The following is a 24456-nucleotide window of genomic DNA, read 5'->3' as shown; positions in this document are numbered from 1 at the left end:
GGCGGTGCTTCCTTCTCTTGTAGGAGCGAGCTTGCTCGCGAACCGCATGCTGCCGGGCGCGCCGGCAGAGCGTTCGCGAGCAAGCTCGCTCCTGCACAAAAGAAGGGCTATGTGCCGGGATGAAGAAGGGTTCGCGGGCAAGTTCGCCTACACCGGGGGCGGAGTTACATCGGGCGAACTTGCCCGCAAACGCGGGGAAAGGGGATCAGGAAACGACGCTGGCCACGCCCGCGCCGTCGGCCTGGAGCACGCCCGGCAGGTTTTCGCGCAGGTAGGCGACCCAGGTCTTGATCTTCGCGTCCAGGTATTGCCGCGAGGGGTACAGCGCGTAGACGTTCAGCTGTTGCAGGCGGTGGTGCGGCAGCACGCGCACCAGCGAGCCGTCGCGCAGGCCGTCGATGGCCGAATAGACGGGCAGGGCGCCGATGCCCATGCCGGAGCTGATGGCCTCGGTCATGGCGTCGCCGACGTTCACCTGGAAGGGCGAGGGGCCGAGGGTGATCATTTCCTGGCCGTTGGGGCCGTCGAACAGCCAGCGGTCCAGTGGCAGCACCGGGCTGAGCAGGCGCAGGCAGGCGTGATCGACCAGCTCCGCGAGGCTTTTCGGCGCGCCGCGCTGCGCCAGGTAGTCGGGCGAGGCGCAGAGGATGCTGTAGGTCTCGCCGATGCGCTGGGACACCAGGCCCGAGTCCGGCAGTTCGGAGGCGACCACGATGGCCACGTCGAAGCCTTCGTCGAGCAGGTCGGGCACGCGGTTGGCCATGGTCAGCTCGAAGGTGACCTCCGGGTGCTGCTGGCGATAGTTGGCGATGGCGCGGATCACGTAGTGCTGGCCGATGCCGCTCATCGAATGCACGCGCAGGCGGCCGGCGGGGCGGGCATGGGCGTCGCTGGCCTCGGCCTCGGCTTCCTCGACGTAGGCGAGGATCTGCTCGCAGCGTTGCAGGTAGCGCTGGCCGGCCTCGGTCAGGGCGATGCGCCGGGTGGTGCGGTTGAGCAGGCGCGTCTGGAGGTGCGATTCGAGATTGGCCACGGCGCGCGAAACGTAGGCGGTGGTGGTGTTCAGCTGCTGCGCGGCGGCGGTGAAACTGCCGGTTTCCGCGACGCAGACGAACGCTCGCATGGTCTGCAATGTGTCCATGGGGGCCTCGTCAGTGGGAGCGGCGTATTGTCACACGGATGACTCTATATATTGTTTCATTATCGGTAACAAACAATCACAAATCAGTCGGCTTATCCGTTCCCCTCCGCCTCCCTAAAATTCAATCGCCGCAATTGGCTTCGCCGGTATCTCCACGCTGAAGAGCCCAAGCTGAAAAGCCCACGCTGAAAAGCCAGACCACCTTCCAGGACCCTCACTGTGTCGCGTCACCTCGTGAAAGGACTGACGTTCGTCTGCTCCTTTGTCATTTTTTCAACAATCGCCGGATGTATCAGCACCAATGGCATCGCCCCGCAGGAACAGCGCCTGGGCGACAACGGGCTGTCCACCGATGCCGCCATCGCCCATGCCAACCGCGAAGCCGGCTGGCCGGCCGAGCAGTGGTGGCGTGCCTACGGCGACCCGCAGTTGAATGCCTGGGTGAAGACCGCGCTGGAGGGCAGCCCGAGCCTGGCCCAGGCCGAGGCGCGGGTGCGCATGGCGCTGTCCATGGCCGGCATCGCCGAATCCGCCGAGTCGCCGCAGATCAGCGCCGATGCCTCGCTGACCCGCCACCGCTGGCCGACCGACTACTTCTACGGCCCGGGCGACCTGGCCGACACCACCACCTTCAACAACAACGCCGCCCTGGGCTTCAGCTATTCGCTGGACCTCTGGGGCCGCGAGCGCAGCAACACCGAGCGTTACCTGGACATCGCCAGGATGACCGCCGCCGAGGCGCGCATGGCCCAGCTGGAGCTGGAGAGCAACGTCGTCCGCGCCTACATCCAGCTGTCGCTGCAATACGCCGAGCTGGACATCGCCGAGGCCATGCTCAAGCAGCAGCAGGGCATCCTCGCCCTGGCCCAGCGCCGCCTGGCCGGCGGCATCGGCACCCATTTCGAAGTCAGCCAGGCGGAAGTCCCGCTGCCGGAAACCGAGCGCAGGATCGAGGCGGTGGACGAGGAAATCCAGCTCACCCGCAACCAGATCGCCGCCCTGGCCGGCAAGGGCCCCGGCGCCGGTGCGTCCATCAAGCGCCCGAGCCTGAAGCTCGCCGAAGGCCCGGGCCTGCCCAGCAAGCTGCCGATGGAACTGCTCGGCCACCGCCCGGACGTGGTCGCCAGCCGCTGGAAGGTCGCGGCGCAAGCCAAGGGCGTGGACGTCGCCCGCGCCGAGTTCTATCCCAACGTCGACCTGGTCGCCAGCATCGGCTACAGCGCGGTGGGCGGCGGCGTGCTGGAATTCCTCAACGCCGAGAAATTCACCTACGGCGTCGGCCCGGCGATCTCCCTGCCGATCTTCGACGGCGGTCGCCGGCGCTCGCAGCTCGGCCAGGAGTCGGCCGGCTACGACGCCGCCGTGGCGCAGTACAACCAGACCCTGGTCAACGCCCTCAAGGGCATCTCCGACCAGCTGATCCGCATGCACTCCATGGAGCTGCAGCAGGGCTTCGCCGAGAAGTCGGTGGCCGCCGCCCAGCGCACCTACGACATCGCCACCAAGGCCTACCGCGGCGGCCTGACCGACTACCTCAACGTGCTCAACGCGCAGAGCCGCCTGTTCCAGCAGCAACTGGTGGAGCAGCAGGTGCGCGCCGCGCGCCTGGCCACCCATGCCGGTCTGGTGGTCGCCCTCGGCGGCGGCCTGATGGAGGTCCGGGACGGCCCGAAGGAACAGAAGATGGTGCCCGACACCGTCGACGTCCGCGCGGTCAGCGAGCGCTGAGATGGCCGGCGACTCCTCTCCGCTCAACGGCAGCACCGCCGCCGGCCCGGCGGCGCCGCTCGACGCCCTGCGCCGCGCGCTGCTGGACTGGGGCCGCAGCGACGGCGTCACCTGGCTCTACATCGCCAAGGTGCTGCTCGCCGCGCTGCTGACCCTGTGGCTGGCGATGCGCCTGGAGCTGCCGCAGCCGAGCACGGCGACCATCACCGTGTTCATCGTCATGCAGCCGCAGAGCGGCCAGGTGTTCGCCAAGAGCTTCTACCGGATTCTCGGCAGCCTGATCGGCCTCTCGGTGATGGTCGCGCTGATCGCCATCTTCGCCCAGGAGCGGGTGCTGTTCCTGCTCGTCTCGGCGCTGTGGATCGGCCTGTGCACCGTGGGCGCCGCGCGCTACCGCGACTTCCGCTCCTACGCCTGCGTGCTGGCCGGCTACACCGCCACGCTGATCGGCCTGCCCGCCACCCTGCACCCGGAAGCGGCGTTCATGTCGGCGATCTGGCGGGTGCTGGAAATCAGCCTCGGCATCCTCTGCTCGATGCTGGTCAGCGCCACGCTGTTCCCGCAGACCTCCAGCACCGCCATGCGCAATGCGCTGTACCAGCGTTTCGGCGCCTTCGCCGGCTTCGTCCTGGACAACCTCGGCGGCGGCGAGCGGCCGAAGTTCGAGGCCGCCAACGTGGCCTTCGCCTCCCAGGCCGTGGGCCTGGAGGCGCTGCGCAGCGTCACCCGTTTCGAAGACCCGCACATGCGCCTGCGTTCGGGACGCCTGTCGCGCCTGAACAACGAGTTCATGGTCCTCAACACCCGCTACCACGCGCTGCACCAGCTGCTCGCGCGCCTGCGCGCGCAGGAAGCCGCGTCGGTGCTGCGCGCCCTGCAGCCGTGCCTCGACGAACTGACCCAGGTGCTCGCCCCGTGGCGCGGCCAGTCGGTGACCGAGCGCGACGCCGAGCGCCTCGCCGCGCAGCTGGAAAGCCACCGCGCGCGGATGATGCGCTGCATCCGCGCCGGCCGCGCGCAACTGCCCGCCGAGCAGGACGACCCCGACGCGCTGCTGGACTACAACACCGCCGGCGAGCTGCTCTACCGACTCGCCGACGATCTCTACAACTACGCCCTGACCCACGCCTCCCTGGCCGCCCACAAGCACGAGCGGGAGAACTGGAAGCACGGCTTCTCGCCCAAGGCCAACCTGGTCGCCTCGCTGGTGGCCGGCGGGCGCACCGCGCTGATGGTGCTGGTGTTCGGCATCTTCTGGATCGAGACCGCCTGGCCCAGCGGCAGCACCTTCGTGCTCAACGCCGCCGCCGTCGCCGCGCTGGTCTCGGCTGCGCCCGACCCGGCGAAGATGGCCATGCAGATGGCCGTGGGCACCTTCTTCGCGGCGATCCTCGGCTTCTCCGAGACCTTCTTCGTGTTCCCGCACCTGGACGGCTTCGTCCTGCTGGCCTGCGCCCTGGTGCCGGTGTTCGCGGCGGGCGCCTTCCTCTCGATCAAGCCCGGGTACGCCGGCTACGGCCTCGGCCTGCTGGTGTTCTTCAGCTTCGGCGCGATCCCGGCGAACCTGACCGTCTACGACCCGGGCCGCATGCTCAACGAATACATCGCCCTGGTGCTGTCGCAGAGCATGGCCGCGGTGGTCGCCGCGGTGATCATGCCGCCGACCAGCGCCTGGCTGTGGCGCCGCCTGGAGACGGACCTGCGCCTGCGCGTGGTGGAAGCCATCAGCGGCAAGCTCGACGGCCTCGTCTCGTCCTTCGAGAGCGGCACCCGCGACCTGCTCAACCAGGCCTACGGCGTCGCCGCGCGCAGCCCGCAGATGCAGCGCCGCCTGCTGCGCTGGACCTTCGTGGTGCTGGAGATCGGCCATGCGGTCATCGAACTGCGCGCCGAGCAGGAAGCCCTGCCCGGCGAGCCCTGCTACGCCGAAGCGACGCCCTGGCGCCAGGCCATCCGCGCCATGGGCCGCGCGCTGATCCGCCTGTTCGTGAAGCCCTGCGCGGCCAACCGCGAGCGCGCCATGGCCGCCGTGCAGCACGCCATCGACTGCGTGCGGAACACCGACGAGCCGCGCGCGCCGGACTTCGAAAGCTCGCCGCTGCGCCGCGTGCTCAGCTACCTGCACTTCATCCGCAGCAGCCTGCTCGACCCGCAGTCGCCGCTGCGCGATGGCGACACCTCTTCAGGAAGAACCGCCCATGTTGCCTGACCTGCCCCGCGAGATCGCGTTCCACGGGGTCTATATGCCGACCCTGACCCTGATGTTCATCGTCGCCGCGGTGATCTGCTGGGGCCTCGACCGCATCTTCGCCTCCATCGGCCTGTACCGCTTCACCTGGCACCCGGCGCTGTTCCGCGTGTGCCTGTTCGCCTGCCTGTTCGGCGGCCTGTCTCTGACCATCTACACATAACGAGCGTGCATCAATGAGCCTCAAATCCATCATCAGCCTGCTGGCGACCCTGATCATCCTGGCGGTCGCCGCGTTGATCGGCCGCGCCCTCTGGGTGAACTACATGGATACGCCGTGGACCCGCGACGGCCGGGTGCGCGCCGACATCATCAACGTCGCCGCCGACGTCTCCGGGGTGGTGGTGGACGTGCCGGTGCGCGACAACCAGCAGGTGAAGAAGGGCGACCTGCTGATGCAGATCGACCCCGACCACTACCGCATCGCCGTGAAGCAGGCCGAAGCGGCGGTCGCCTCGCGCAAGGCCACCCTGCAGATGCGCCAGCTCAACGCCAAGCGCCGCCGCGCGATGGACGAGGAAGTGGTGTCCCGCGAGAGCCTGGACGACGCCAGCAACACCGCCGCCGCCTCCGAGGCCGACTACCAGCAGGCCCTGGCCGCGCTGGACGCCGCCAAGCTGAACCTGGAACGCACCCAGGTACGCGCCTCGGTGGACGGCTACGTGACCAACCTCAACGTGCACCGTGGCGACTATGCCCGCGTCGGCGAGGCGAAGATGGCGGTGGTCGACGAGAGTTCCTACTGGATCTACGGCTACTTCGAGGAGACCAAGCTGCCGCACATCCGCGTCGGCGACCCGGCCCAGCTGCAGCTGATGAGCGGCGAGCGCCTGAAGGGCCATGTCGAGAGCATCGCCCGCGCCATCTACGACCGCGACAACCCGGAAAGCCGCGAGCTGGTGGCCGACGTCAACCCGACCTTCAACTGGGTGCGCCTGGCCCAGCGCGTGCCGGTGCGCATCCACATCGACGAAGTGCCGGACGGCGTGCTGCTGGCGGCGGGCATCACCGCCACCGTGATCGTCAATCCGCAGACGCGCGATGCGGAGCGCTCCGACGGAACGGCCGCCGCGGCGCAGTGATGGATCAGGATACGGGAGCTGCGGCTCCCGTTTTCGTTTGGGGCGTGGATCGGAAAGGCATTGCCCCTGCGCTGATGCGCTTTTGTGTAGGAGCGGAGCTTCTCCGCGATCACCGCGATAGCGGTGCAATCCCGAGCCACCGGCCTGTCGGCCGGATTCGCGGATAAGATCCGCTCCTACGAAAGCAGGGCTCCGCGCTCGCCTGTTCCCATGGGCCCCGCGTTCGTGGGATGCCCCTCAGACCAACCCCGGCGCGGCGAAGTGCGGGCGGACCGGGTAGCCGTCGAGCAGCGCGTTGGTCTTCTGCGGGTCCAGTGCGCCGTTGAACGGCAGGTCCAGCGCCTGGCGGTGGATGCCGGTGGCGGCCAGCCACAGCGTGTCGATGCGCGCGGCCAGCGCCCCGGGCACGTCGGTCACCAGCGAATCGCCGACGAACAGGATGTGCCCGGCGCCGCGCGCCTCCAGCTGCCGCTGGGCGATGCGGAAGGCCGCCGGATCGGGCTTGCCGTACCAGTGCACGCTGCCGCCTTCCTCGGCGAAGGCTTCGGCCAGGCGGCCGGCGCCGAACACCGTCTTGCCACCGGAGACCACCACGCGGTCCGGGTTGGCGCACAGGAATGGCTTGTCAGTGGCGCCGCGCAGCGGGGCGAAGCGTTCCTCCAGTTCGTCCTGGGGGAAGCTGCCGACGCCGAGGATCAGCGCGGCGGCCTGCAGGTCGGTGCAGAAGCGCTCGCGGATTTCCACCGGCCAGGAGGTCAGCGCATCGCCCACGCCGACGGTGTAGATGCCGCCGCGCTGGAACTCGTGCTCATGGGTGAAGGCGTCGATGGCCAGCTGGCCGGAGGTGGTGATGCCGCTGTAGAGGTCGCGGGTGACGCCCAGGCGCTCCAGGGTGTCGGCCATCTCGGCGACGCTGCGCGAGGCGTTGCTGAGGAACCATACCGGACGCCCCTCGGCGGCGCGCCGGCCGAGCCAGGCGAGGGCGCCGGGGAATGCCTCGAAGCCGTCGATCAGCACGCCCCAGAGGTCGAGCAGGAAACCGTCGTAGCCGGCGCAGAAGGCGTCCAGCCCGGCGTGGTCGATGTAGCGGGTGTGGGTGACGGCGCTGAAGCGGGGGGAGGTCATGGCGGGCCTGTCGAGCGGGTGGGAAAGGCTCCTAACCTACCGCACTCGCAGGCATTTGGCGTGAACGTCGCGGCTCAGTGGCCGGGGTGCGGCGCGCGGGTTTCGCTGAAGGTGCTCACCAGCCACTCCTTGAGGTGGCAGCTGGAGAGGGCGGTGGTGCTGCAGTCGCCGCTGGCCAGGGCCTGGCGCAGCTTGTCGACGTCGGCCTTCTGCACGTAGGCGATGGCGTCGCGCATGTCGTCCTCGGTGCCGAAGCCGCCGTCGGTCATTTCCTTCAGCGCGTCTTCCTTGCTCCAGCCCTCGACCACGGTGCGGTACATGGCCGCGAACAGCCCGGTGCGGTCGCGCCCGTGCTTGCAGTGCATCAGCACCGGCCCCTGCTGCTCGGCCTGCTGGAGGATGCGCAGGACCTTCAGCACGTCGGCGTCGTCGACGCGGTCTGCGTGGGTCGGGAAGCTCACGACATCGATCGGCTGGTCGCCGATCCAGGTCTTGTCGTCGTCCTTGATGAAGCTGACCACGGTCTTCACCTTGAGCTGCTGCAGTTCCGCCAGGTTCTGGCTGCCGGGCAGGGCGCTGCGGTAGAGGGTCGGCGACATCTGGTAGAGGTTGAACGACTTGTCCACCGGCCTGGCCCAGTCGGCCTGCGTCTCGCCGGCGGCGAGGGCGGGGAGGGTGGTCAGGGTGGCGATCAGGGCAGCGACGCCAGCGGCGCCGCGCAGAATGCTGGGGAAGGGCATGGGCACTCCTCGAAAGGTCCGCGCCACCTTATGGCGCGGCGAGTGGTGCCCGGATGAAATGAGTGTGAAAAAAGCGTGAAGCGGTTCAGCGGGCGTCTTTGGGCAGGAATCGCGCCAGCACGCCGGGGCGGAAGAACCACCAGACGCACAGCGGGTAGCACAGGTAGTTGAGGGCGTAGAGCAGCAGCGCGGCGGGACTCGGCGTGTTCCTCCAGGCCGCCAGCCCGATCAGGACCAGGTAGAGCAGGGCGAGGCCGCCGCCGTAGAGCGCGGTCAGCCGCCAGCGCTCGGCGGTTTCCGCCAGGCGTTTGTGCCGGCGGGCGAACCAGAAGGCCATGGCGGCGGCGATCAGCGCCGCCGCCAGCAGGGTGGCCGGCACCCCGCCGATGCGCAGCAGCCCGCGCGCCACCACGTTGACGACGAAGGCGGCGAAGATGCCGGTGAGGGCGAGGTAGCGGATCTGATAGCTCATCAGAGTCGTCCGTCGAGGCCGAAGCGTTTCTTCAGCACCTTGTCCAGCAGCCCGCCGGGCAGCCAGCGGGCGATCAGCGGCAGGCTGCGGCTGCCGTGGCCGATGCGCACCAGGCGCGGGCGCGGCGAGCGCTGCACGGCGGCGAGCAGCTGGCGGGCGAAGTCGCTGGCGGGGGTGGGTTTGTCCTGGGAGGCGGCGGCGCGCGCCTGGATGAAGCTGCGCAGCGGCCACCAGGCGGAATCCTCGCTGACCACCGCGGCCATCTCGCGGCTGGCGTTGGCGCCGAAGTTGGAGGCGATGGCGCCGGGCTGCACTTCCAGCACCTCGATGCCGAAGGGGGCGAGTTCCAGGCGCAGCGCCTCGTTCAGCGCGTGCACTGCGGCCTTCGATGCGCAATAGGCGCCGGCGAAGGGGGTGACCAGCACGCCGGACACGCTGCCGATGTTCACCACCAGCCCGCGCCGGGCACGCAGCGCCGGGAACAGCGCGCGGGTCAGGCCGACCACGGCGAACACGTTGGTCTCGAACTGCCGGCGCAGCGCCTGGCTGCCGCCGTCCAGCAGCGGGCCCATGGCGCCGTAGCCGGCGTTGTTGACCAGCACATCGAGGCCGCCGGCTTCGTGCTGCACCTGCTCGGCCAGCCGGGCGACGGCGGGTTCGTCGTTGACGTCCAGTTGCACACTGCGGAAGCCGGCCTGGCCGAGGGCGGCGACGTCTTCGTCGCGCCGGGCGGTGGCCCAGACCTGGTAGCCGGCGCGGTGGAAGGCATCGGCGAGGGCGCGGCCGATGCCGCTGGAGCAACCGGTGATGAGCGCGACGGGCTGGGGCATGCTGGGCGGTCCTTGGCTGGGGGCGGGACTAACGTACCGGATTGCGGGGTGGAGGTGAATCGGTTGCGTGGGGTGATGTTGCGAAGTTTTTGCGCGGCTTTGGTGGGTGCTGGGAAATGGTGTTATCCGACGTCTTGTTCGGTGTGTATGCGCCGCTTCGGTGTGTGTTGGAAGATTTTGTTTCGCCCCCTCGGGCGACCTACTTTGCCAAACGACGCAAAGTAGGCAAAGGTCTGTGCCCCTGCATCCGGTTTTTCGCCTAGGCGAAAAATTCCCTCGCTCCATCGAAGTTTCAGGGGCCCGCGTTGACGGGCCATCCCTGGCCCGACAACGCTCTCGCGGCATCCATGCCGCTCGACCCCTGAAACTCCGATTCCGCTCGGCCTCCTGAAGGGGCGCTCCGGTGCACGCGGAGATTTCTCTGGAAGCCTTCAAAAGCCAAAGCCCAAAGCACAGCGCGCCCGGGATTTGCTTGTGTAGGAGCAACTGTCTTTTACTCGAAGTCAGTTCTCCAGCAAGTGCCGTCCCGGACCATCGCATTGAGCCGTACGATCAGAACTCGCATGCAGGCCACCAACGCGACTTTGGCGCATCGGCCGTTTTCGCGTAGGCCGTGATAACGAAGAGCGAAGCTCTTCTGGTAACGAATGACCGACCAGGTTGCCATGTAGAGGATGCGTCGAATCATGCCGCGCCCTCCGCGGATACGGCGTTGCCCCGACTTCTGGCCGCTGTCGCTGTTGTAAGGGGCCAAGCCGACCAGGGCGGCGATCTGGCGACGGTTGAGTTGTCCCAGTTCTGGCAGGTAAGCCAGTAATCCTGCGACGGTTACCGGGCCTACACCCTTGACCTGACTGAGTTGCTGGACCTGCTCGGAGTCCACCGCAGCCATGGCCTCGGCGATTTGCTCGTCATAGCTGCAAATTCTGGCCTTCAAGGCCTTGATGGCGTCCTCCAGGCATTGGCGGACAAAGGGGTCGTTGGCCTGTTGCAGGCGCCGGCGCTCATCATCGCGCTGCCCAACCAGTTGCTCGCGACGTTGCACCAGCTCTCGCAGCCGCTGGCGCTCCGGCGAAAGAACCGTACTGGGGGCTTCCTCCAGCGTTTGGGCCAGATGCGCCAGGACGGCCGCATCGATGGGGTCGGTCTTGGCCAACTTGCCCATGGCGGTAGCAAACGCCCGAACCCGTGTGGGATTCAAGCGAGAGACTGCGTGGCCGGCTCGGGACAAGGCATGCAGGACGCCTCGCTCATATCCACCGGTAGCCTCCAGCACAATGCGGCCGGGCTTCTCCTCGGCGAAGAGCGTCACTAACTGCTGATGTCCCGCTTCGTCATTGGAAACGCTCAAGCTCCTGCCCTGTGGGCGGAACCATACGGCCAGTGAGTCCTTGGCAACATCGATACCGATCCAACACGTCATGCTTCAACCCTCGTAAACTGCATGGCGAGAGCGCTCTGACTGCCCACGCTTGTGGTTCGAGGTTGTGCTCGTTCAACTGTTCGGGCTTTGGTCAGAGGACGGCGGGAGGCAGCTTGGGCTCCTACTCGTGCTACTAACACTGCGGACCTGCAGCTTGCTTCCCGCCGCTCTCACCTTCGATCCTATCGAAGTCAGCAGACACAAGCGGACCTTGTCCGCGATCAGCCCCGCTCAAGAGCTTCGCGGACAAGGTCCGCTCCTACGAAAGCGCTGCACCCCGCAGGAGCGGACTCCGTCCGCGATGCTCCTGCCTTTCGTGGATAACGCGCAGCGTTATCCACCTGATGGGTATCGCTTCGCTCCACGCCATCCTACGACGCGCAAATCCTTCAGCCGCTGCGCTGCCTGTCACGCCGAAATCGCAGGCGCGCGCAGAGTCCCGTCAGGAGGCCGAGTGGAGGTATTGCGCAGAGGGGCGAGCGGCATGGATGCCGCGAGAGGCTTGAAGGGCCATGGATGGCCCTTGCAAGCCGACCCTCGGAGCAATGCCGGAAGGAGGGAAGTCTTCGCGCAGCGAAGACCCGGATGTCGGGACGGGCCCTTTTGGTTCCTTTTGGGGCTCCAAAAGGGACTCGCCCGGGAGGGCGAAACCAAATCTCTCAGCACACGCCGAAGCGGCGCAGAAACACCCAACCAAAAGCATCACGGAGAAGCTCCGCTCCTACGAGAGCGGTAACCCCGGAAACCGTAGGAGCGGACCTTGTCCGCGATCCGCCGGCAGGGCCGGCGCCATGCGGCTTCGCGAGCAAGCCCGCCCCGACGCCGAGCGCACATGAAAAAGCCCCCGCACCAACCGGTGCGGGGGCTTCGGCGCCGATGAGGGAAGCGCCCGGTTCAGCGAACCACTGCCTGCACTTCCACGTGTTCCGTGGTGCGGCCATAGACGTCTTCCAGACGCTCGATATCGTCTTCTCCCAGGTAGCTGCCCGATTGCACCTCGATGATCTCCAGCGGGATCTTGCCCGGGTTGGCCAGGCGGTGGACCGAGGCGATCGGGATGTAGGTGGACTGGTTCTCGGTGAGCAGGAAGACCTTCTCGTCACAGGTCACCTCGGCCGTGCCGGAGACCACGATCCAGTGCTCGGCGCGGTGGTGGTGCATCTGCAGCGACAGGCGCGCCCCCGGTTTGACGCTGATGTGCTTGACCTGGAAGCGGCCGCCCATGTCCACCGAGTCGTAGGAACCCCACGGACGGTAGACCTGGCAATGGTTCCGGGTCTCGCTGCGGCCGGCGGCGTCGAGCTGGTTGACCACCTTCTTGACGTCCTGCACGTGGTCCTTGTGGGCGATCATCATGGCGTCCTTGGTCTCGACCACCACGATGTCTTCCAGGCCGACCACCGACACCAGCTTGCCGTTGCCGTGCACCAGGCAGTTGTGGCTGTCGTGGACCACCACGTCGCCCACGGTGACGTTGCCGTCGGCGTCCTTGTCGTGGACTTCCCAGATCGACGACCAGCTGCCGACGTCGTTCCAGCCGGCGGCCAGCGGGACCACGCAGGCGCGGCGGGTCTTTTCCATCACGGCGTAGTCGATGGAGTTGTCCGGGCAGCACTCGAAGGTGGCGGCGTCGATGCTCACCACGTCGCCGTCGTGCTGGCTGCGCTCCAGGGCCAGCAGGCAGGTGTCGTAGATGTCGGTGTCGTGCTTCTTCAGCTCTTCCAGGAAGCGGCTGGCGCGGAACAGGAACATGCCGCTGTTCCAGTAGTAGCCGCCTTCCTCGACGAACTGCCTGGCACGGGCTTCGTCGGGTTTCTCGATGAAGCGCTCGACGCGGATCACGCCTTCCGGCAGGCCGCGCTCGTCGCCGGACTTGATGTAGCCGTAGCCGGTTTCCGGGCGGTTGGCGGGTACGCCGAAGAGCACCATCTCGCCCTTTTCGGCGGCGTTGGTGGCCAGCGCGAGCGCGCGCTGGAAGGCGCGCTGGTCCTCGATCACGTGGTCGGCGGGGAGCACCAGCAGCAGCTCGTCACGGCCTTCGGCGAGCAGCTTCATGGCGGCGATCGCCACCGCCGGCGCGGTGTTGCGGCCGAAGGGTTCGAGCAGGATCGCCTGGGTGCTCAGGTGCAGCGCGTCGAGCTGCTCCTGGACGATGAAGCGGTGCTCCTGGTTGCTGACCACCAGCGGCGGTTCCATGCCTTCGAAGGCCAGGCGCTCCAGGGTCTGCTGGAACAGGGTGTGGTCCCCGGTGAGGGCGAGGAACTGTTTGGGATACTGCTTGCGGGAAAGAGGCCAGAGTCGCGAGCCGCTGCCACCGGAAAGGATTACTGGGATCATGTGGATTCTCCTAAAGCGTTCATGAGTTCTGTCTGCCGTGCCATGTCTGGTGGCAGGGCGTGCCTTGTGGGTGACCTCTCCTGTGCGTGCCGTCGTTGCGGCGCACTGTTTCTTCTGCCGGTGCGATGCCGGTCTTGTTGTTCTGGAAGGGAAGGGGCGCTGCGGGAGCGCCCTCACCCCGACGCCCGCCCCGGAGGGCGGGCAGGCAGTTCATGCCGGCGGCAGACGCGCGGTCTCGCCCGCACTCCGGGTGGGAGTGGCTGGGGAACGGCCGCCGGCGCATGGCTCAATCCACCTTCACCGGGCGCTTGACCCACACCGGGTTGAGCTTGCCGCCCTCGCCGGTGACGTAGAGGCAGACCACTTCGCCGCGTTCGAGGGTGACCGGCTTGAGGTCGCTGACCTTGGTCGCGCCATCGAACAGCGCCAGGTTCACCCGCACCGGGTTGATCTCACGGTCGCCGTGGCTTTGCGGGGCGACGTTGCTGACCACGTCGGTCTTGCCATCGGCGGTTTTCAGGGTCAGGGCCTTGCCGCTGAGGTTCTGCACGCGGACCAGGGCTTTCTGCTTGTTCCTGAACGGCGGCTCGGACACCAGGCGCGGCTGGCCGCCGGGCTGGCTGACGAGGGTGTAGTAGGCGTCCGGATCGAGCTTCACCGGCAGGCTCTGGCTGCCGACCTTGGCGGTGTAGCTGCCCGCCGGGAGGAACTTGAAGTCGCTGGAGCCCAGCGGCGAGACGTCGTTCAGGGTGGCGTTGCCGACCGCGACGTTCAGTTCGGCGCTGCCGGCGTTGTAGGCCCGTACGAAGGCCGAACCCTTGGGCGCCTGTGGGCCGTAAAGCGCGCCTTCTCCACCGGCGAAGGCGCCAAAGGACGCGGCGCCCAGGCAGAGGGCCAGCGCGGACGACTTCAGGGTGCGAATGGTCAGTCGGTTCATGGGGTTGTACCTCCGTCTTCTCTCTCTTGTGGGCACGGGAGGTGCCCTGCATAGGCGCTTATCGCGCCGTGGGGTTTGCTGCCTGGTTGGCCGCCAGGCGTTCGTCGCGGTTACCTGCCGCACGCAATTGCGCCACCCAGTCCGGGTTGAACTGGCTGAGGTCGCTGTGCATCGGCAGGTAGCGCTCGGGGAATTCCCAGACCAGCAGTTGCGCAGGCTTCTGCTTGAAGCCTTCGTCCTGCAGGAGTTCGAGCATCGGTTCCAGGGGGCCCTTGCCCTCCTTGGCGTAGTTGATGACGTCCGCCGAGAGCGCCTGCTTCAGCGCGCCGGCGAAGTTCCAGCGCGCGTTGGCGCTGTAGCTGGTGCCGACCAGGGCGACCCGCGGCTGGGCGCTGTCGCCGAACAGGTCGCCGCCGCTGCTGTTATCAGCGCCGGACGCGGCCTCCTCGGCCGGGTGGGTCTGGCGCTGTTCGAGCTGGTCCTCGGGTGGCAGCAGGTTGCTGAACAGCGGGTCCAGCGGCAGGAAGGTGAGCAGGTCGCCCTTGTGCGGGCCACTCTTGCCGGCTTCGGTGACGAAGGTCTGGGTCGGCAGGTCGGCGCCCTGGCCTTCGCGGATGCTCTCGCCCAGGCGCTGGGCCACGGCCTCGGCGCCCAGCGGTGTCCAGTGGGTGTCGGTGCGCAGGAAGACCTGGCCGTTGTCCTTGGCGCGCTCCAGGGTTTCCAGCAGCTCCGGCGCGGCCATGCCGGCCTGGCGGGCGCGCTGCAGGAAGTCTCCGTAGAGCGAGGCGTGCAGCGCCGCCGGCTGTTCCTTGCCCAGGTACTCGGGGTAGAGGCGGGTCTTGGCCGGGATGATCGCCAGCACCAGCTTCACGCCGCGGCGTTCGAGCTCCTGCTGCACGCCACGGATCAGCGCCCAGTTGTCGTCCAGCTGCTGCCGGGTGGGGGCGGGATTGAACTCTTCATCGGTGAACAGCCAGCCGTCCTTGCCGATCACCACGCCCGGGCGGCCTTCGTCGAAGACGGTGTAGTCCAGCGCGGCCCAGAGGTTGGTGCCCAGGCGCTTGAGCGGGAATTCGTCGTCGTAGTGGCCTTCGAAGGCGTGGGACAGCTTGCCGTTGAGCACGGTGGTGCCCTCGGCGGCGGAGAAGCTCGGGAAGGCCTTCAGCGACAGGCCGGCCAGGCCCAGCAGCATCCCGCCGCACACGGCGATGTAGGTGTACTGCAGGGGTTTGCTGATCTTGGTGGGGGATGGAGTCGGTTGCATGATCCGGCCTCGCTCAGAACTGGAAGTAGAGGAACGGCGAGTAGCTCTGCGCCGAGAGCTTGAGCACCGAGGCGGCGAACAGCAGGAGCAGGGCGACGCGGAACGCCAGCACCGGCAGCTGCTGGGAAACGGCGCCGCCGGACGCATAGGCGACGGCCGCCGGGCCCGGGCGAACGCTGGCCGGGCCGGCGGATTCGGCCTGCTCGGCCTTCGCCGCGGCCTTGGGCGCCTTGCTCTGCAGCGGCTGGTTGTAGAACTGGCGGAGGCCGAAGAAGGCCAGGACGATGTAGGCGATCACCAGGGTGCCGACCTGCAGGCCGGTGAGGCTGGCGCGGTTGAGTTCGGAGAGCTTCCAGTCGCCGAAGCCGAACATGGCTTCGTACATGCGCCAGGCCACGTGCAGGTTCTCGGCGCGGAAGATCACCCAGCCGACGATCACCAGGAGGAAGGTGAAGACCCACTTCAGCGGATTGAGCACGTGGGGCGCGGCGTTCACCCCCAGGGCGCGCTCGATGGCCAGCCAGGCGCCGTGCCAGGCGCCCCAGATGATGTAGGTGACGTTGGCGCCGTGCCACAGGCCGCCCAGCAGCATGGTCAGGATCAGGTTGCGGTAGGTCTGGAAGGTGGTGCCGCGGTTGCCGCCCAGGCTGATGTACAGGTAGTCGCGCAGCCAGGTGGACAGGCTGATGTGCCAGCGCCGCCAGAATTCGGTGATGGACTGGCTGACGTAGGGCTGGTTGAAGTTCTCCATGAAGCGGAAGCCCATCATTAGCCCTAAGCCGATGGCCATGTCGCTGTAGCCGGAGAAGTCGAAGTACAGCTGCGCGGTGTAGGCCAGCGCGCCGAGCCAGGCGTCGCCGGTGGTCGGGGCCTGCAGGGCGAAGCAGTGGTCGGCCACCGCCGCCAGGGTGTCGGCGATGAACACCTTCTTGACGAAGCCCTGCATGAAGCGGGTGCAGCCTTCGGCGAACTTGTCCACGGTGTGGGTGCGGTGGTTGAACTGGTCCACCAGGTCGCGGAAGCGCAGCACGGGGCCGGCGATCAGGTGCGGGAAGATCGCCACGAAGGCCGAGAAGTCGATCAGGTTGTGCGTGGCCGGGGTGTCGCCGCGGTACACGTCGATGATGTAGCTGATCGATTCGAAGGTGTAGAAGCTGATGCCGATGGGCAGCAGGATGTGGGTGAGCACGAAGGGCTGCATGCCCAGCGAGGTGATGATCTCGTTGAGGCTGTCGACGCCGAAGTTGGCGTACTTGAAGTAGCCGAGCACGCAGAGGTCGACCGCCACGCCGAGGAGCAGCCAGCGCTGCGCGGGCTTGGTGCGCACGCCGGCCGCGCCGATGCGCAGGCCGATCCAGTAGTTGAACAGCGTCACGCCGGCGAACAGGAGCAGGAAGTCCACGCGCCACCAGGCGTAGAAGACGTAGCTGGCGACCAGCAGCAGGAGGTTCCGGTAGCGGTTCCCGCTCAGGTAGTACAGGCCGAGGAATATCGGCAGGAACAGGAACAGGAACACGTTGGAAGAAAAGACCATTCCGCGTCTCTCTCTGGAGCTTCAACACTTGAGTCGCTCCAGCCCTTCTTCCGGCGCCTCGCTGGGCGCCCAAGGAAAGGCCGGATAAACCCGCCATTTCCTCCCCTGGTGTCGCTTAATCTGTTGCGCCCGCCCGCGTCTTTGCCGCGCGGGTCGGGTGGTGTCGCTCCGGAGCGGGGCCTTGCCCCCGCTCCGCCCCCGTCCCGGCGGGAGAGGGGTCTTTCAGGTCGAACCTCTCCTCGTCAGGGAGAGGCCGGGGCAGGTCGCGGCTTCAGCTCCCCGTCCCCTGTCGGTTGAAAACCTTGGTCACCTCGCCGCCCAGGCGGAAGCTGTTGAAGGGTTCCATCTTCTTCTTCCAGTCCTGGGTCTTCGGCGCGCAGCTGTAGAGCGCGCAGTAGGGCTCCAGCCAGGCGAACTTGCTGTTTTCCTTCAGGTCGCCCATGTCCTGGTCGTCGCCGGCCTTCTCGTCGAAGGCTTCCTGGTCGTCCACGCCCTGCATCACGCGGTTGGCCAGGCGCTGCAGGGCGCCGTTGTTTTCCTGGCGCAGGTCGACGCCGTTGACCTGGGCGAAGGCGGCGATCATGGTCAGCGGCGGCAGCGAATAGTTGTGGTAGGACAGGGCGCGCTGGCGGCGCTTGAGTTCGTTGGGCAGGTAGCCGTCCGGGTCGACCTGGTTGGCGGCGACCTTGAACTCGCGCACCGACCAGTCGAACAGGTCGCGGCGGTTGGTCACCACGGCGGTGGACATCACCGACCAGGCGGCCCAGTAGGAGTGGTTGTTGATCTGCTTGAGCGGCAGGTCGCTCCAGTCGCGCACCACCTGGCTGCCCAAGGTGCTGAACCAGTTCTCGATGGTCCTCGACTGTTCCGGGTAGGCGGCCAGCGGGCGGCTGCTGGAGAACTTCAGGCGCATGTAGGACGACGACAGGCTGCCCAGCGCCCATTTGCGCATGGACTTGCCGGTGTGGTTGAAGTCGGTGCTTTCCAGCGCGCCGGCCTGGGCCCAGGCCTCCAGCCAGCTCATCGCGCAGTCCAGGTCGCCCTTGTTGCCGCTGCGCATGTACTGGGTGATGAGCTTGGCGGTGCCGCGCTCCATCTCGGTGATGTCCTTGATCTGGTTGCGGAACTGTTTTTCCGCGTCGGCATTGAGCGTCGAACGCGAGGAGTCCGAGCCCTTGTACTTGCTGGTGAACTGCAGGCTGCCGGTGTACGGCGTGGGGATGGCCGGGCAGTTGTCGGAATCCTTCTTGCTGCCCTTCTCGCCGACGGCGGAGAAGTAGCCCGGCGGCGGCACCAGGTCGGCGGCGTGACTGGCCTGGCCGCCGAACAACGCGCCGACCACGGCGACGGTCAGGCCGATTCGGGCAACGATGGGGGTCTTGATCTTGCGTAAGCTGGGCATGGTAATCCTCCCGCGCTTTCAGTTGGCGGCCACGTCGGCCGTGCTGGCTTTGGGCGTCTGGCAGAGCTTGGCCTCGACTTCCAGGCCCGCCGGCATGTCTTCCGGCGCCTCGATTTCCAGGGAGAGGAACTGCTGGTCCGACCAGTCCTCGTCGTTGCGCAGCTCGAAGACGTAGCGTCCGCCGGTGTCCACGGCCTTGGACTGCTCGATCTTCAGCTGCTCGCGACGACCGTTCATGTACCAGATGGTGTTCTTCAGTTCGTGCACGCCGGGGTCGCTGTAGGTGACGTCGGCGGTGTAGCTGCCCGAGCGGATCGGCAGCGCGCCGCTGTTCACCAGCACCTCGTTGCTGCCCGCGTGCAGCTTGATCTTGCGGGTCATCACCGGCTTGCCGTCGGCGCAGCCGTTGTCCACCAGCGGCATGGCCTGGCGGTAGAAGCTCTTCTGCGCCATGTCGTAGTGGGTGGCGAATTCCCAGATGAGGATCTTCGGCGGCTTGTCGTGGAATTCCTTGCTGGTCATGTAGGCCAGCAGCGAGCTGTCGAAGCCGCCGCCGGAGACCGCGTTGTTGAGCACGTCGACCTTGGCGTACTCCTCCAGGAAGCCGGCGAAGTTGTACGCCGGGCCGCTGTTGGAGGTGCCGACCAGGGCGACCTGGGCGTCACCGCCGTCGCCGAACAGGTCGCCGCCGCCGGAGTCGCCCACCGGCTCGGTCTCGAAGCGGTCGACGTACTGCGGCGCGTAGCCGCTGCCGCACAGCTGCGCGGCGGCCTTGTGGAAGGTGCCGAGCTTGGACAGCAGGCCCACGCGCTTGCTCTCGAAGTCCTTCTTCGGCACGTCGTTGTAGGCCGGGATCTCCTTCAGCGTCTCGGCCACGATCTTCGCGCTGCGCATGGCGCCGTAGGGGGTCCAGTGGTGGTCGCCCTTGAAGTAGAAGGCGTGCTCCTGCTTCTCGTCGAACAGCGGGGAGAAGTCCGGGGTATAGATGCCGGCCTTGCGGAACTGGGCGATGGTCGCCAGGTAGTTCTGCTTGGCCAGGTCGAAGTTGAAGCTGGCCTTCTCCTGCGGGTTGAGCTTCTCGCGGTTCACCAGGCCACGGGTGGGCTGGTAGACCACCACCAGGTCGATGCCCTTGCGCTTGAGCTCGTCGCGCAGTTGCTTGAGCTCGCGCCAGCCTTCGGGGGTGGTGCCGAAGTCGGTGCGCAGGTCGTAGGTGGTGCGGAACAGCCAGTCTTCCTGGGCCGGCACCAGATGGGTGAAGAAGCCCAGGTACTTGGTGTTGTAGGCCGCGTCGTTGGCCGCGTTCGGGCACAGGGCCGCGGTCGGCTGGGCGGTGTAGGTCGGCGCCGGGGCGTCGGCGGCCAGGGCCTGGTGGGCGAGCAGCAGGCCGGCGGCGAGGCCCGACAGGCGCAGCAGGTTGGAAGTCATCGGTTTCATGGTCGGTCCTCAGTTCTGCAATTCGGCCTGGCTTTCCACGGGGTCGAGCAGCACGGCGCGTTTCTGGCGCACCAGCAGGTCGAAGATCTGGTCCTGTTTCTCGCCCAGCACGCCACTGAAGGAGATGCCGGAAGATTTGGTCGGGCCAAGCATGTCCACCTTGTAGAGCTCCAGCGACAGCGGCGAGTCCACCGACAGCGGGCCTGAGCCGTTGCCGGCCAGCTTGCCGCCGACCACGATCAGCGAGACCTTGGTGTCGAAGGGGTCGAGGTCGATGTTGCGGTCGGTGTCGGTCAGGTCCTTGATGTGGCCGTACACGCCCATCAGCTGGTTGCCGGCGGCGAGGTTCTCGTACAGGCGGATGTTCACGCTGTTGCGGATGCGGATGCCGTGGCGCTGGTTGGCCAGCACCTGGTTGGCGTAGAGGAGGTTGTCGCCCGACTCGTAGAGGGTGATGCCGTCGGAGTGGTTGCGGTACACCTCGTTGTAGGCCACCAGGTTGCCCTCGGAATTACGGTCGAGGACGATCCCGGAGAGGTGGTTGTCGTAGGTCTTGTTCTTGAAGATCCAGCTGTCGTTCACCTCGCGGGAAACGATGATGCCGTGCTTCTTCTTCGTGCCGTGGACGGTGTTCTCGGCGATGACCAGGCGGCGCGAGCGGTCGTGCGGGTCGATGCCGTAGATGATGTTGTCCTTGTAGGTGTTGCCGCGCACCACGAGGTCGTCGGCCTCGTAGCAGTAGAAACCGTACCAGGCGTCGACGAAGGTCGAGCCGATCACCCAGCCCTTCGGGCGCGGGCGCTTCATGGTCTTGTCCATGCCCGGGCTGTACTGCGAGATGGAGATGCCGTAGGCCTTGGACGAGTTGTAGCCGAAGCTTACGAAGGTGCTGTTCACCAGGTAGGCCTCGGCGCCGCCCCAGGAAACCAGGAACGGGCGGAATTCCTTCGGGCTCTTGAACCAGGCCGGCTCCTTGCGGGCCTCGTTCCAGGCGGTGACCTTGGTGTCACGCACGAACAGCTTGCCGTCGTTGACCAGGAACGCGCCGCGGTCCTGGGACAGGCGCAGTTCCTTGACCTTGCCGTCGATCTCCAGGGTCGCGCCCTGGCTCACCACGATGGGCAGGCGGGCGACGAAGACGCCGGGCTCGACCTGTTCCAGCGCATTCTTCGGCAGCTTGCCGGCGAGTTCGGCGAGGCTGACGTAGCCGCCTTCGATGAAGATCGCCTGGGGCATCTGGCGCTGGCGCTTGACCCACTCGGCGAGGCGGTTCTGGCCGCCGGTGAATTCCTTCAGCGGCTGCTGCTGGACCATGCGCTGCACCAGGGCCTTGCCGTGCCTGCTGCGGTCGATCTTCTTCTGCACCGCCTCGGCGGTGTAGCCGGAGAGGTCGGGCAGCTTGGGCGGGTCCAGGTGCAGCGGTTCGCTGGGCGCGGCGGTCACGGTGTAGTTGCCGGATTCCTTCAGCGTCTGGGTGTGGCCCGGTTCCTGGCCGGGGTTCTCCTGCGGCGCCTGGTCGGCGCCGCCGGCTTTCGCGCTGTCATTCCTGGCATGGCCGGCGGCGGCCGCCTTGCTGCCGGCCTCGGCCTTGGCCGCGGGTTGTGCCGCCCAGGCCGGCGCGCCGGCGCTGAGCAGGCCGCCGAGCAGCAGTGCGGTCAGCGGCAGGGCGTGTAACGGGTGGCGGTTCATGGCCGTGTCTCCTTGGGCGTGGCCATCCACCAGGCACCCGGCCACGCGCCGGGTGCGGCGGAGTGCGAGGCGGGGTATCTGGTGGATGTTCATCGCTACAGTCCTCAGAAGCGCCAGATGACGTCGACGAAGGCGTGGTGCATGGTCGAGTCGACGTGGCTGCCGTAGGCGTCGCCCGGCTTGAACACGCCGCCACGCAGGCGTATCAGTGCCGAGGGTTCGTCCACGTACTGGCTCATGGACGCCGGCAGCAGGCCCTGCTTGAAGTACTTGGTCACCACCAGGTCGACCTCCTGGCCGAGGTCCTTGGAGTCGTTCACCAGCGGGGCGCTGATGCCGCTGTTGCCGATGTCCGAGTCGCCGTCCACGCGGCGGAACTTGTTGTAGATGAGGCTGGCGTCGTAGTCCTCGCGCAGTTGCCAGGCGCCGAACAGGGTGGCCGCTTCAAGGTTCGAGAGCTCGCCGCGGAAGGCTTCGCCGAAGCGGTTGGCGCGGGCGCGGGTGCCGGTGAAGTTGGAGCGGTTGCTCTGCAGGCCGGTCTGCTCGAACTGGTCCTCGCCATCCTTGCCGCCGCCGCTGCCGCGGGCGTAGGCCGCACCGGCGCGCCACTGCTCGTCGATGTTCCAGCGCAGGCCGAGGTCGACGCCGTAGGCATCCACGTCGCCGCTCTGCTTGCCGGTGGCGACGGTGTCGCCGTTCACCGCGGCGGTGGTCAGGCGGTCGCGGTTGCCGGTCAGCCAGGTGGCGCTGGCCCAGTAGTTGAGGGGCATCTGCGAGCGCCAGTTGTAGCCGTCGCCGTTGGCTTCGATGCCGACCCAGGTGAGGTCGCCGGTGGAGCGCTTGTCCAGCGAGTCGATGGTTTCGCCCGGGTCCGGCAGGTTGCCGCTGTCGTCGGAGTGGTGCAGGCGCAGGCCGACCCAGTGGTTGGGCATCCACTGCGTGGAGATGTCGCCGAAGACGTGGGCGCGGTCCTCGTCCTCCGGCGCCAGGTCGGTGATGTCGGTGCGGTAGTCGGAGAAGCGCTGGGCGGTGCCGAGGTGGGCGCGCAGCAGGGTGGTGTCGAAGGTCCAGTTCAGGGCCTCGATGTTGGTGTCCTGCCACATGCCGCTGTCGTCGCGCAGGCGCTGGCGGCCGAAGCGCAGGTGCTCGCCGGGGTACTGGGTGAGGCCGGCGTAGTCGACCCAGAACTCGCGCAGGGCCAGGTAGGCGTCGTCCGGCTCGCGCTTGTTGTCGCTGCCGTTGCTGCCGCTGCTGTCGTTGGTGATGTCGTCGGACTGCAGGGTGTCGGTCTGGATGGTGTCGGTGGCGGCGACCGCCTGGCCCATCATGTAGGCGCTCCAGTCGCCCCACTGGCCGAAGGCCCAGGGACGCAGGTCGATGCCGATGCCGTTGAGATCGCCGCCGGGGGCGGTGCCCAGGTCGCGGTCATCCTCGGATTCGGCGGTGACCTTGATGTCGATACCGAAGTTCTTCGGCGGCTCCTCGGCCGCCTGGGCGAAACTGCCGAACAGGGTGCCGGCGAGGCTGAGGCCGGCGCCGAGCATGGCTGGGAACAGGCGTGCGCGGCGAACAGCGGAAGCCAGAGCTCGCGGCTTAATCCCTTCGACAAGAGCAAACGGCGGGGTGGTCATCAGGTCAATGCGCTTCATAGGTTTTCTTGTTCCTGGTTGTTCTGCAGAAGGCTGACGGTGGCTTGCCAGTTGGCGCCGCGCGTTTGTTCCTCGCGCTTGAGCAACTGCTGGGCCGCGGTGCGGTCGGCCGGTTGTATCTGCGGCTCGATCTGCGCCATCAGGTCACTGGCGGTGGGGACCTGCTGGCGTTTTGCAAGCTCGCCGAAGACGTAAGCGTTGACCAGATTTGGCCGAATGCCACGTCCCTGCGAATACAATTGCGCCAACGCCATGTCGGCGCTGGCCTGCCCGGCCCGCGCGGCGATCAGCAGATGGTCCACGGCCTTCTGTGGATAGACCCTGCCGAGGAAGCCCCGGCGGTAGATCTGGCCCAGGTAGTAATGCGCCTGGGGCTCGGTGGCGGCGGCCTTGAGCAGGTGCTGTTCGGCCTTCTGCGGCTCCTGCGGAGCCCACTTGCCGTCGTAGTAGAGGCGCCCGAGCAGCAGCTCGGCGCGCGGTTGGGCGGCGTCCTGGGCTTTCTTCAGGTAGTCGAGCATCTGGTCCAGGTCGCCCAGGTCGGGGTTGTCGTACTGCAGCTTGGCCAGGCTCACCCAGGCGGCCGGGTAGGCCGGGGCGATCTCGCTCAGCAGGGCCTGCGCGGCTTGCGGGTCGGGCGTGCCGACGTTTTCGTCGGCCAGCACGCCGGCCACCGACTCGACGCGCTCGGAGGGCACGCGGCCGGCCTTCCAGGCGGCCTTGAGCGCTTCGATATGAGCCTTCTGCTTATCCGCGTTGCCCTGGATCTGGTACACGGTGGCCAGCTCCATCCAGCACACGTCCATGCGGTTCAGCCAGCGCTGGCAGACCTGCTCGACCTCGCCCAGGTGCTGGTTGTAGGTGCCCTGGGTGCGGTACAGGATGATCTGCGCCAGGTCCGCCTGCGGCAGGCCCTGGGCGCGCCACTGGTCGATGCGCTGCTGCGGGTTCACGTTCGGCCAGGCCTGCGGGTATTGCAGGTAGAGGACGATCAGCGGCACCAGCGCGCTGTCCTCGCCCTCGTCGAAGGCGCGGGTCAGCAGCTGTTCGGCTTCGCGGCGCTCGGCGTCGGTGCCGCCGGGCTTGGCCGCCAGCCACTTGCCCAGGCGGGCGCGGGCGCGCGGCGAGGTTTCGGCGGCGTCGCGGTAGAGCTTCTCGGCGCGGGCCTGCTCGGCGGGGTCGCCGGTGGCGGCCTGCATGTCGGCCAGACCGACCTGTGCGTCGGCGTAGCCCAGGGTGGCCAGGGACTGGAAGTTGGCCTGGGCGGTGGCGATGTCGCCACGCTCCAGGGCCTCCTGGGCCAGGCGCTGGTCGGGCAGGCCGGCGCAGCCAGCGGCCACGGCGATGGCCAGTGCCAGGGCCAGCTTCGGTGCCAGCTTCAGGACGGGGGCTTCGACGGGACGGTTCATGGCAGCTTCCCT

The 24456-nt window shown here is 67.4% G+C and carries 19 protein-coding genes; 4 read left to right on the top strand and 15 right to left on the bottom strand.

The features are described from left to right. Nucleotides 1-205 precede the first annotated feature (205 nt). A complete protein-coding gene (locus AC3B6A_RS22120; RefSeq protein ID WP_488399247.1) occupies nt 206-1141 on the bottom strand; it encodes a LysR family transcriptional regulator in 936 nt (311 codons plus the stop codon). 219 nt (nt 1142-1360) lie between these two features. On the opposite strand from AC3B6A_RS22120, the gene AC3B6A_RS22115 reads away from it, so the two are divergent. From AC3B6A_RS22115 to AC3B6A_RS22100, 4 genes are read left to right on the top strand one after another with little or no spacing between them, the layout of a single operon-like run. Further along, the gene (locus tag AC3B6A_RS22115; protein ID WP_488399246.1) at nt 1361-2869 is read left to right on the top strand and encodes an efflux transporter outer membrane subunit; all 1509 of its coding nucleotides are present in this window, start codon (nt 1361-1363) and stop codon (nt 2867-2869) included. Nucleotide 2870: 1 nt separating this feature from the next. Then, nucleotides 2871-5078, top strand: a complete 2208-nt coding sequence (locus tag AC3B6A_RS22110; RefSeq protein WP_488399245.1) for an FUSC family protein — start codon at nt 2871-2873, stop codon at nt 5076-5078. Nucleotide 5079: 1 nt separating this feature from the next. Further along, nucleotides 5080-5280 (top strand): DUF1656 domain-containing protein, encoded by a 201-nt coding sequence (locus tag AC3B6A_RS22105; RefSeq protein WP_488403671.1) that lies wholly within the window; start codon nt 5080-5082, stop codon nt 5278-5280. A 13-nt stretch (nt 5281-5293) separates the two neighbouring features. After that, nucleotides 5294-6199 (top strand): efflux RND transporter periplasmic adaptor subunit, encoded by a 906-nt coding sequence (locus AC3B6A_RS22100; RefSeq protein ID WP_488399244.1) that lies wholly within the window; start codon nt 5294-5296, stop codon nt 6197-6199. A 237-nt stretch (nt 6200-6436) separates the two neighbouring features. On the opposite strand, the gene AC3B6A_RS22095 is transcribed toward AC3B6A_RS22100, so the two are convergent. From AC3B6A_RS22095 to algK, 14 genes are all read right to left on the bottom strand, one after another. Then, a complete protein-coding gene (locus AC3B6A_RS22095; RefSeq protein ID WP_488399243.1) occupies nt 6437-7324 on the bottom strand; it encodes a TIGR01459 family HAD-type hydrolase in 888 nt (295 codons plus the stop codon). A gap of 74 nt (nt 7325-7398) precedes the next feature. Further along, nucleotides 7399-8064 carry a tyrosine-protein phosphatase gene (locus AC3B6A_RS22090; RefSeq protein WP_488399242.1) on the bottom strand — a complete coding sequence of 222 codons (666 nt, stop codon included), beginning with the start codon at nt 8062-8064 and terminating at the stop codon, nt 7399-7401. Nucleotides 8065-8149: 85 nt separating this feature from the next. Further along, nucleotides 8150-8536 carry a hypothetical protein gene (locus AC3B6A_RS22085; protein ID WP_488399241.1) on the bottom strand — a complete coding sequence of 129 codons (387 nt, stop codon included), beginning with the start codon at nt 8534-8536 and terminating at the stop codon, nt 8150-8152. After that, complete coding sequence (locus AC3B6A_RS22080) at nt 8536-9366, bottom strand: SDR family oxidoreductase (RefSeq protein ID WP_488399240.1); 831 nt, start codon at nt 9364-9366, stop codon at nt 8536-8538. The genes AC3B6A_RS22085 and AC3B6A_RS22080 overlap by 1 nt, the downstream gene beginning before the upstream one ends. Before the next feature lie 493 nt (nt 9367-9859). Further along, nucleotides 9860-10789 (bottom strand): IS110 family RNA-guided transposase, encoded by a 930-nt coding sequence (locus AC3B6A_RS22075; protein ID WP_488398192.1) that lies wholly within the window; start codon nt 10787-10789, stop codon nt 9860-9862. A gap of 894 nt (nt 10790-11683) precedes the next feature. Beyond that, a complete protein-coding gene (locus tag AC3B6A_RS22070) occupies nt 11684-13126 on the bottom strand; it encodes a mannose-1-phosphate guanylyltransferase/mannose-6-phosphate isomerase (RefSeq protein WP_488399239.1) in 1443 nt (480 codons plus the stop codon). A gap of 286 nt (nt 13127-13412) precedes the next feature. Next, entirely contained in the window at nt 13413-14063 is a 651-nt protein-coding gene (locus AC3B6A_RS22065; protein WP_488399238.1) for an alginate O-acetyltransferase AlgF, read from the bottom strand. 58 nt (nt 14064-14121) lie between these two features. Then, nucleotides 14122-15327 (bottom strand): alginate O-acetyltransferase, encoded by a 1206-nt coding sequence (locus AC3B6A_RS22060; protein WP_488399237.1) that lies wholly within the window; start codon nt 15325-15327, stop codon nt 14122-14124. 13 nt (nt 15328-15340) lie between these two features. Continuing rightward, a complete protein-coding gene (locus AC3B6A_RS22055; protein WP_488399236.1) occupies nt 15341-16861 on the bottom strand; it encodes an MBOAT family O-acyltransferase in 1521 nt (506 codons plus the stop codon). Nucleotides 16862-17132: 271 nt separating this feature from the next. Then, on the bottom strand, nt 17133-18245 hold the full coding sequence (locus AC3B6A_RS22050; protein ID WP_488403670.1) for a mannuronate-specific alginate lyase: 1113 nt from the start codon (nt 18243-18245) through the stop codon (nt 17133-17135). Nucleotides 18246-18281: 36 nt separating this feature from the next. Beyond that, nucleotides 18282-19700, bottom strand: coding sequence for an alginate O-acetyltransferase (locus AC3B6A_RS22045; protein WP_488399235.1), 1419 nt, complete (start codon nt 19698-19700; stop codon nt 18282-18284). A 9-nt stretch (nt 19701-19709) separates the two neighbouring features. Next, nucleotides 19710-21389 (bottom strand): mannuronan 5-epimerase AlgG, encoded by a 1680-nt coding sequence (algG, locus tag AC3B6A_RS22040; RefSeq protein WP_488399233.1) that lies wholly within the window; start codon nt 21387-21389, stop codon nt 19710-19712. A gap of 104 nt (nt 21390-21493) precedes the next feature. After that, a complete protein-coding gene (locus AC3B6A_RS22035) occupies nt 21494-22933 on the bottom strand; it encodes an alginate export family protein (protein ID WP_488403668.1) in 1440 nt (479 codons plus the stop codon). A gap of 101 nt (nt 22934-23034) precedes the next feature. Then, entirely contained in the window at nt 23035-24444 is a 1410-nt protein-coding gene (gene algK, locus AC3B6A_RS22030; protein ID WP_488399232.1) for an alginate biosynthesis TPR repeat lipoprotein AlgK, read from the bottom strand. Nucleotides 24445-24456 lie beyond the last annotated feature (12 nt).

It is taken from the genome of Pseudomonas sp. B12(2026), from assembly GCF_057767015.1.
Note: the sequence above shows the minus strand (reverse complement) of the source record. Positions and strands in the feature narration are given on the sequence as shown.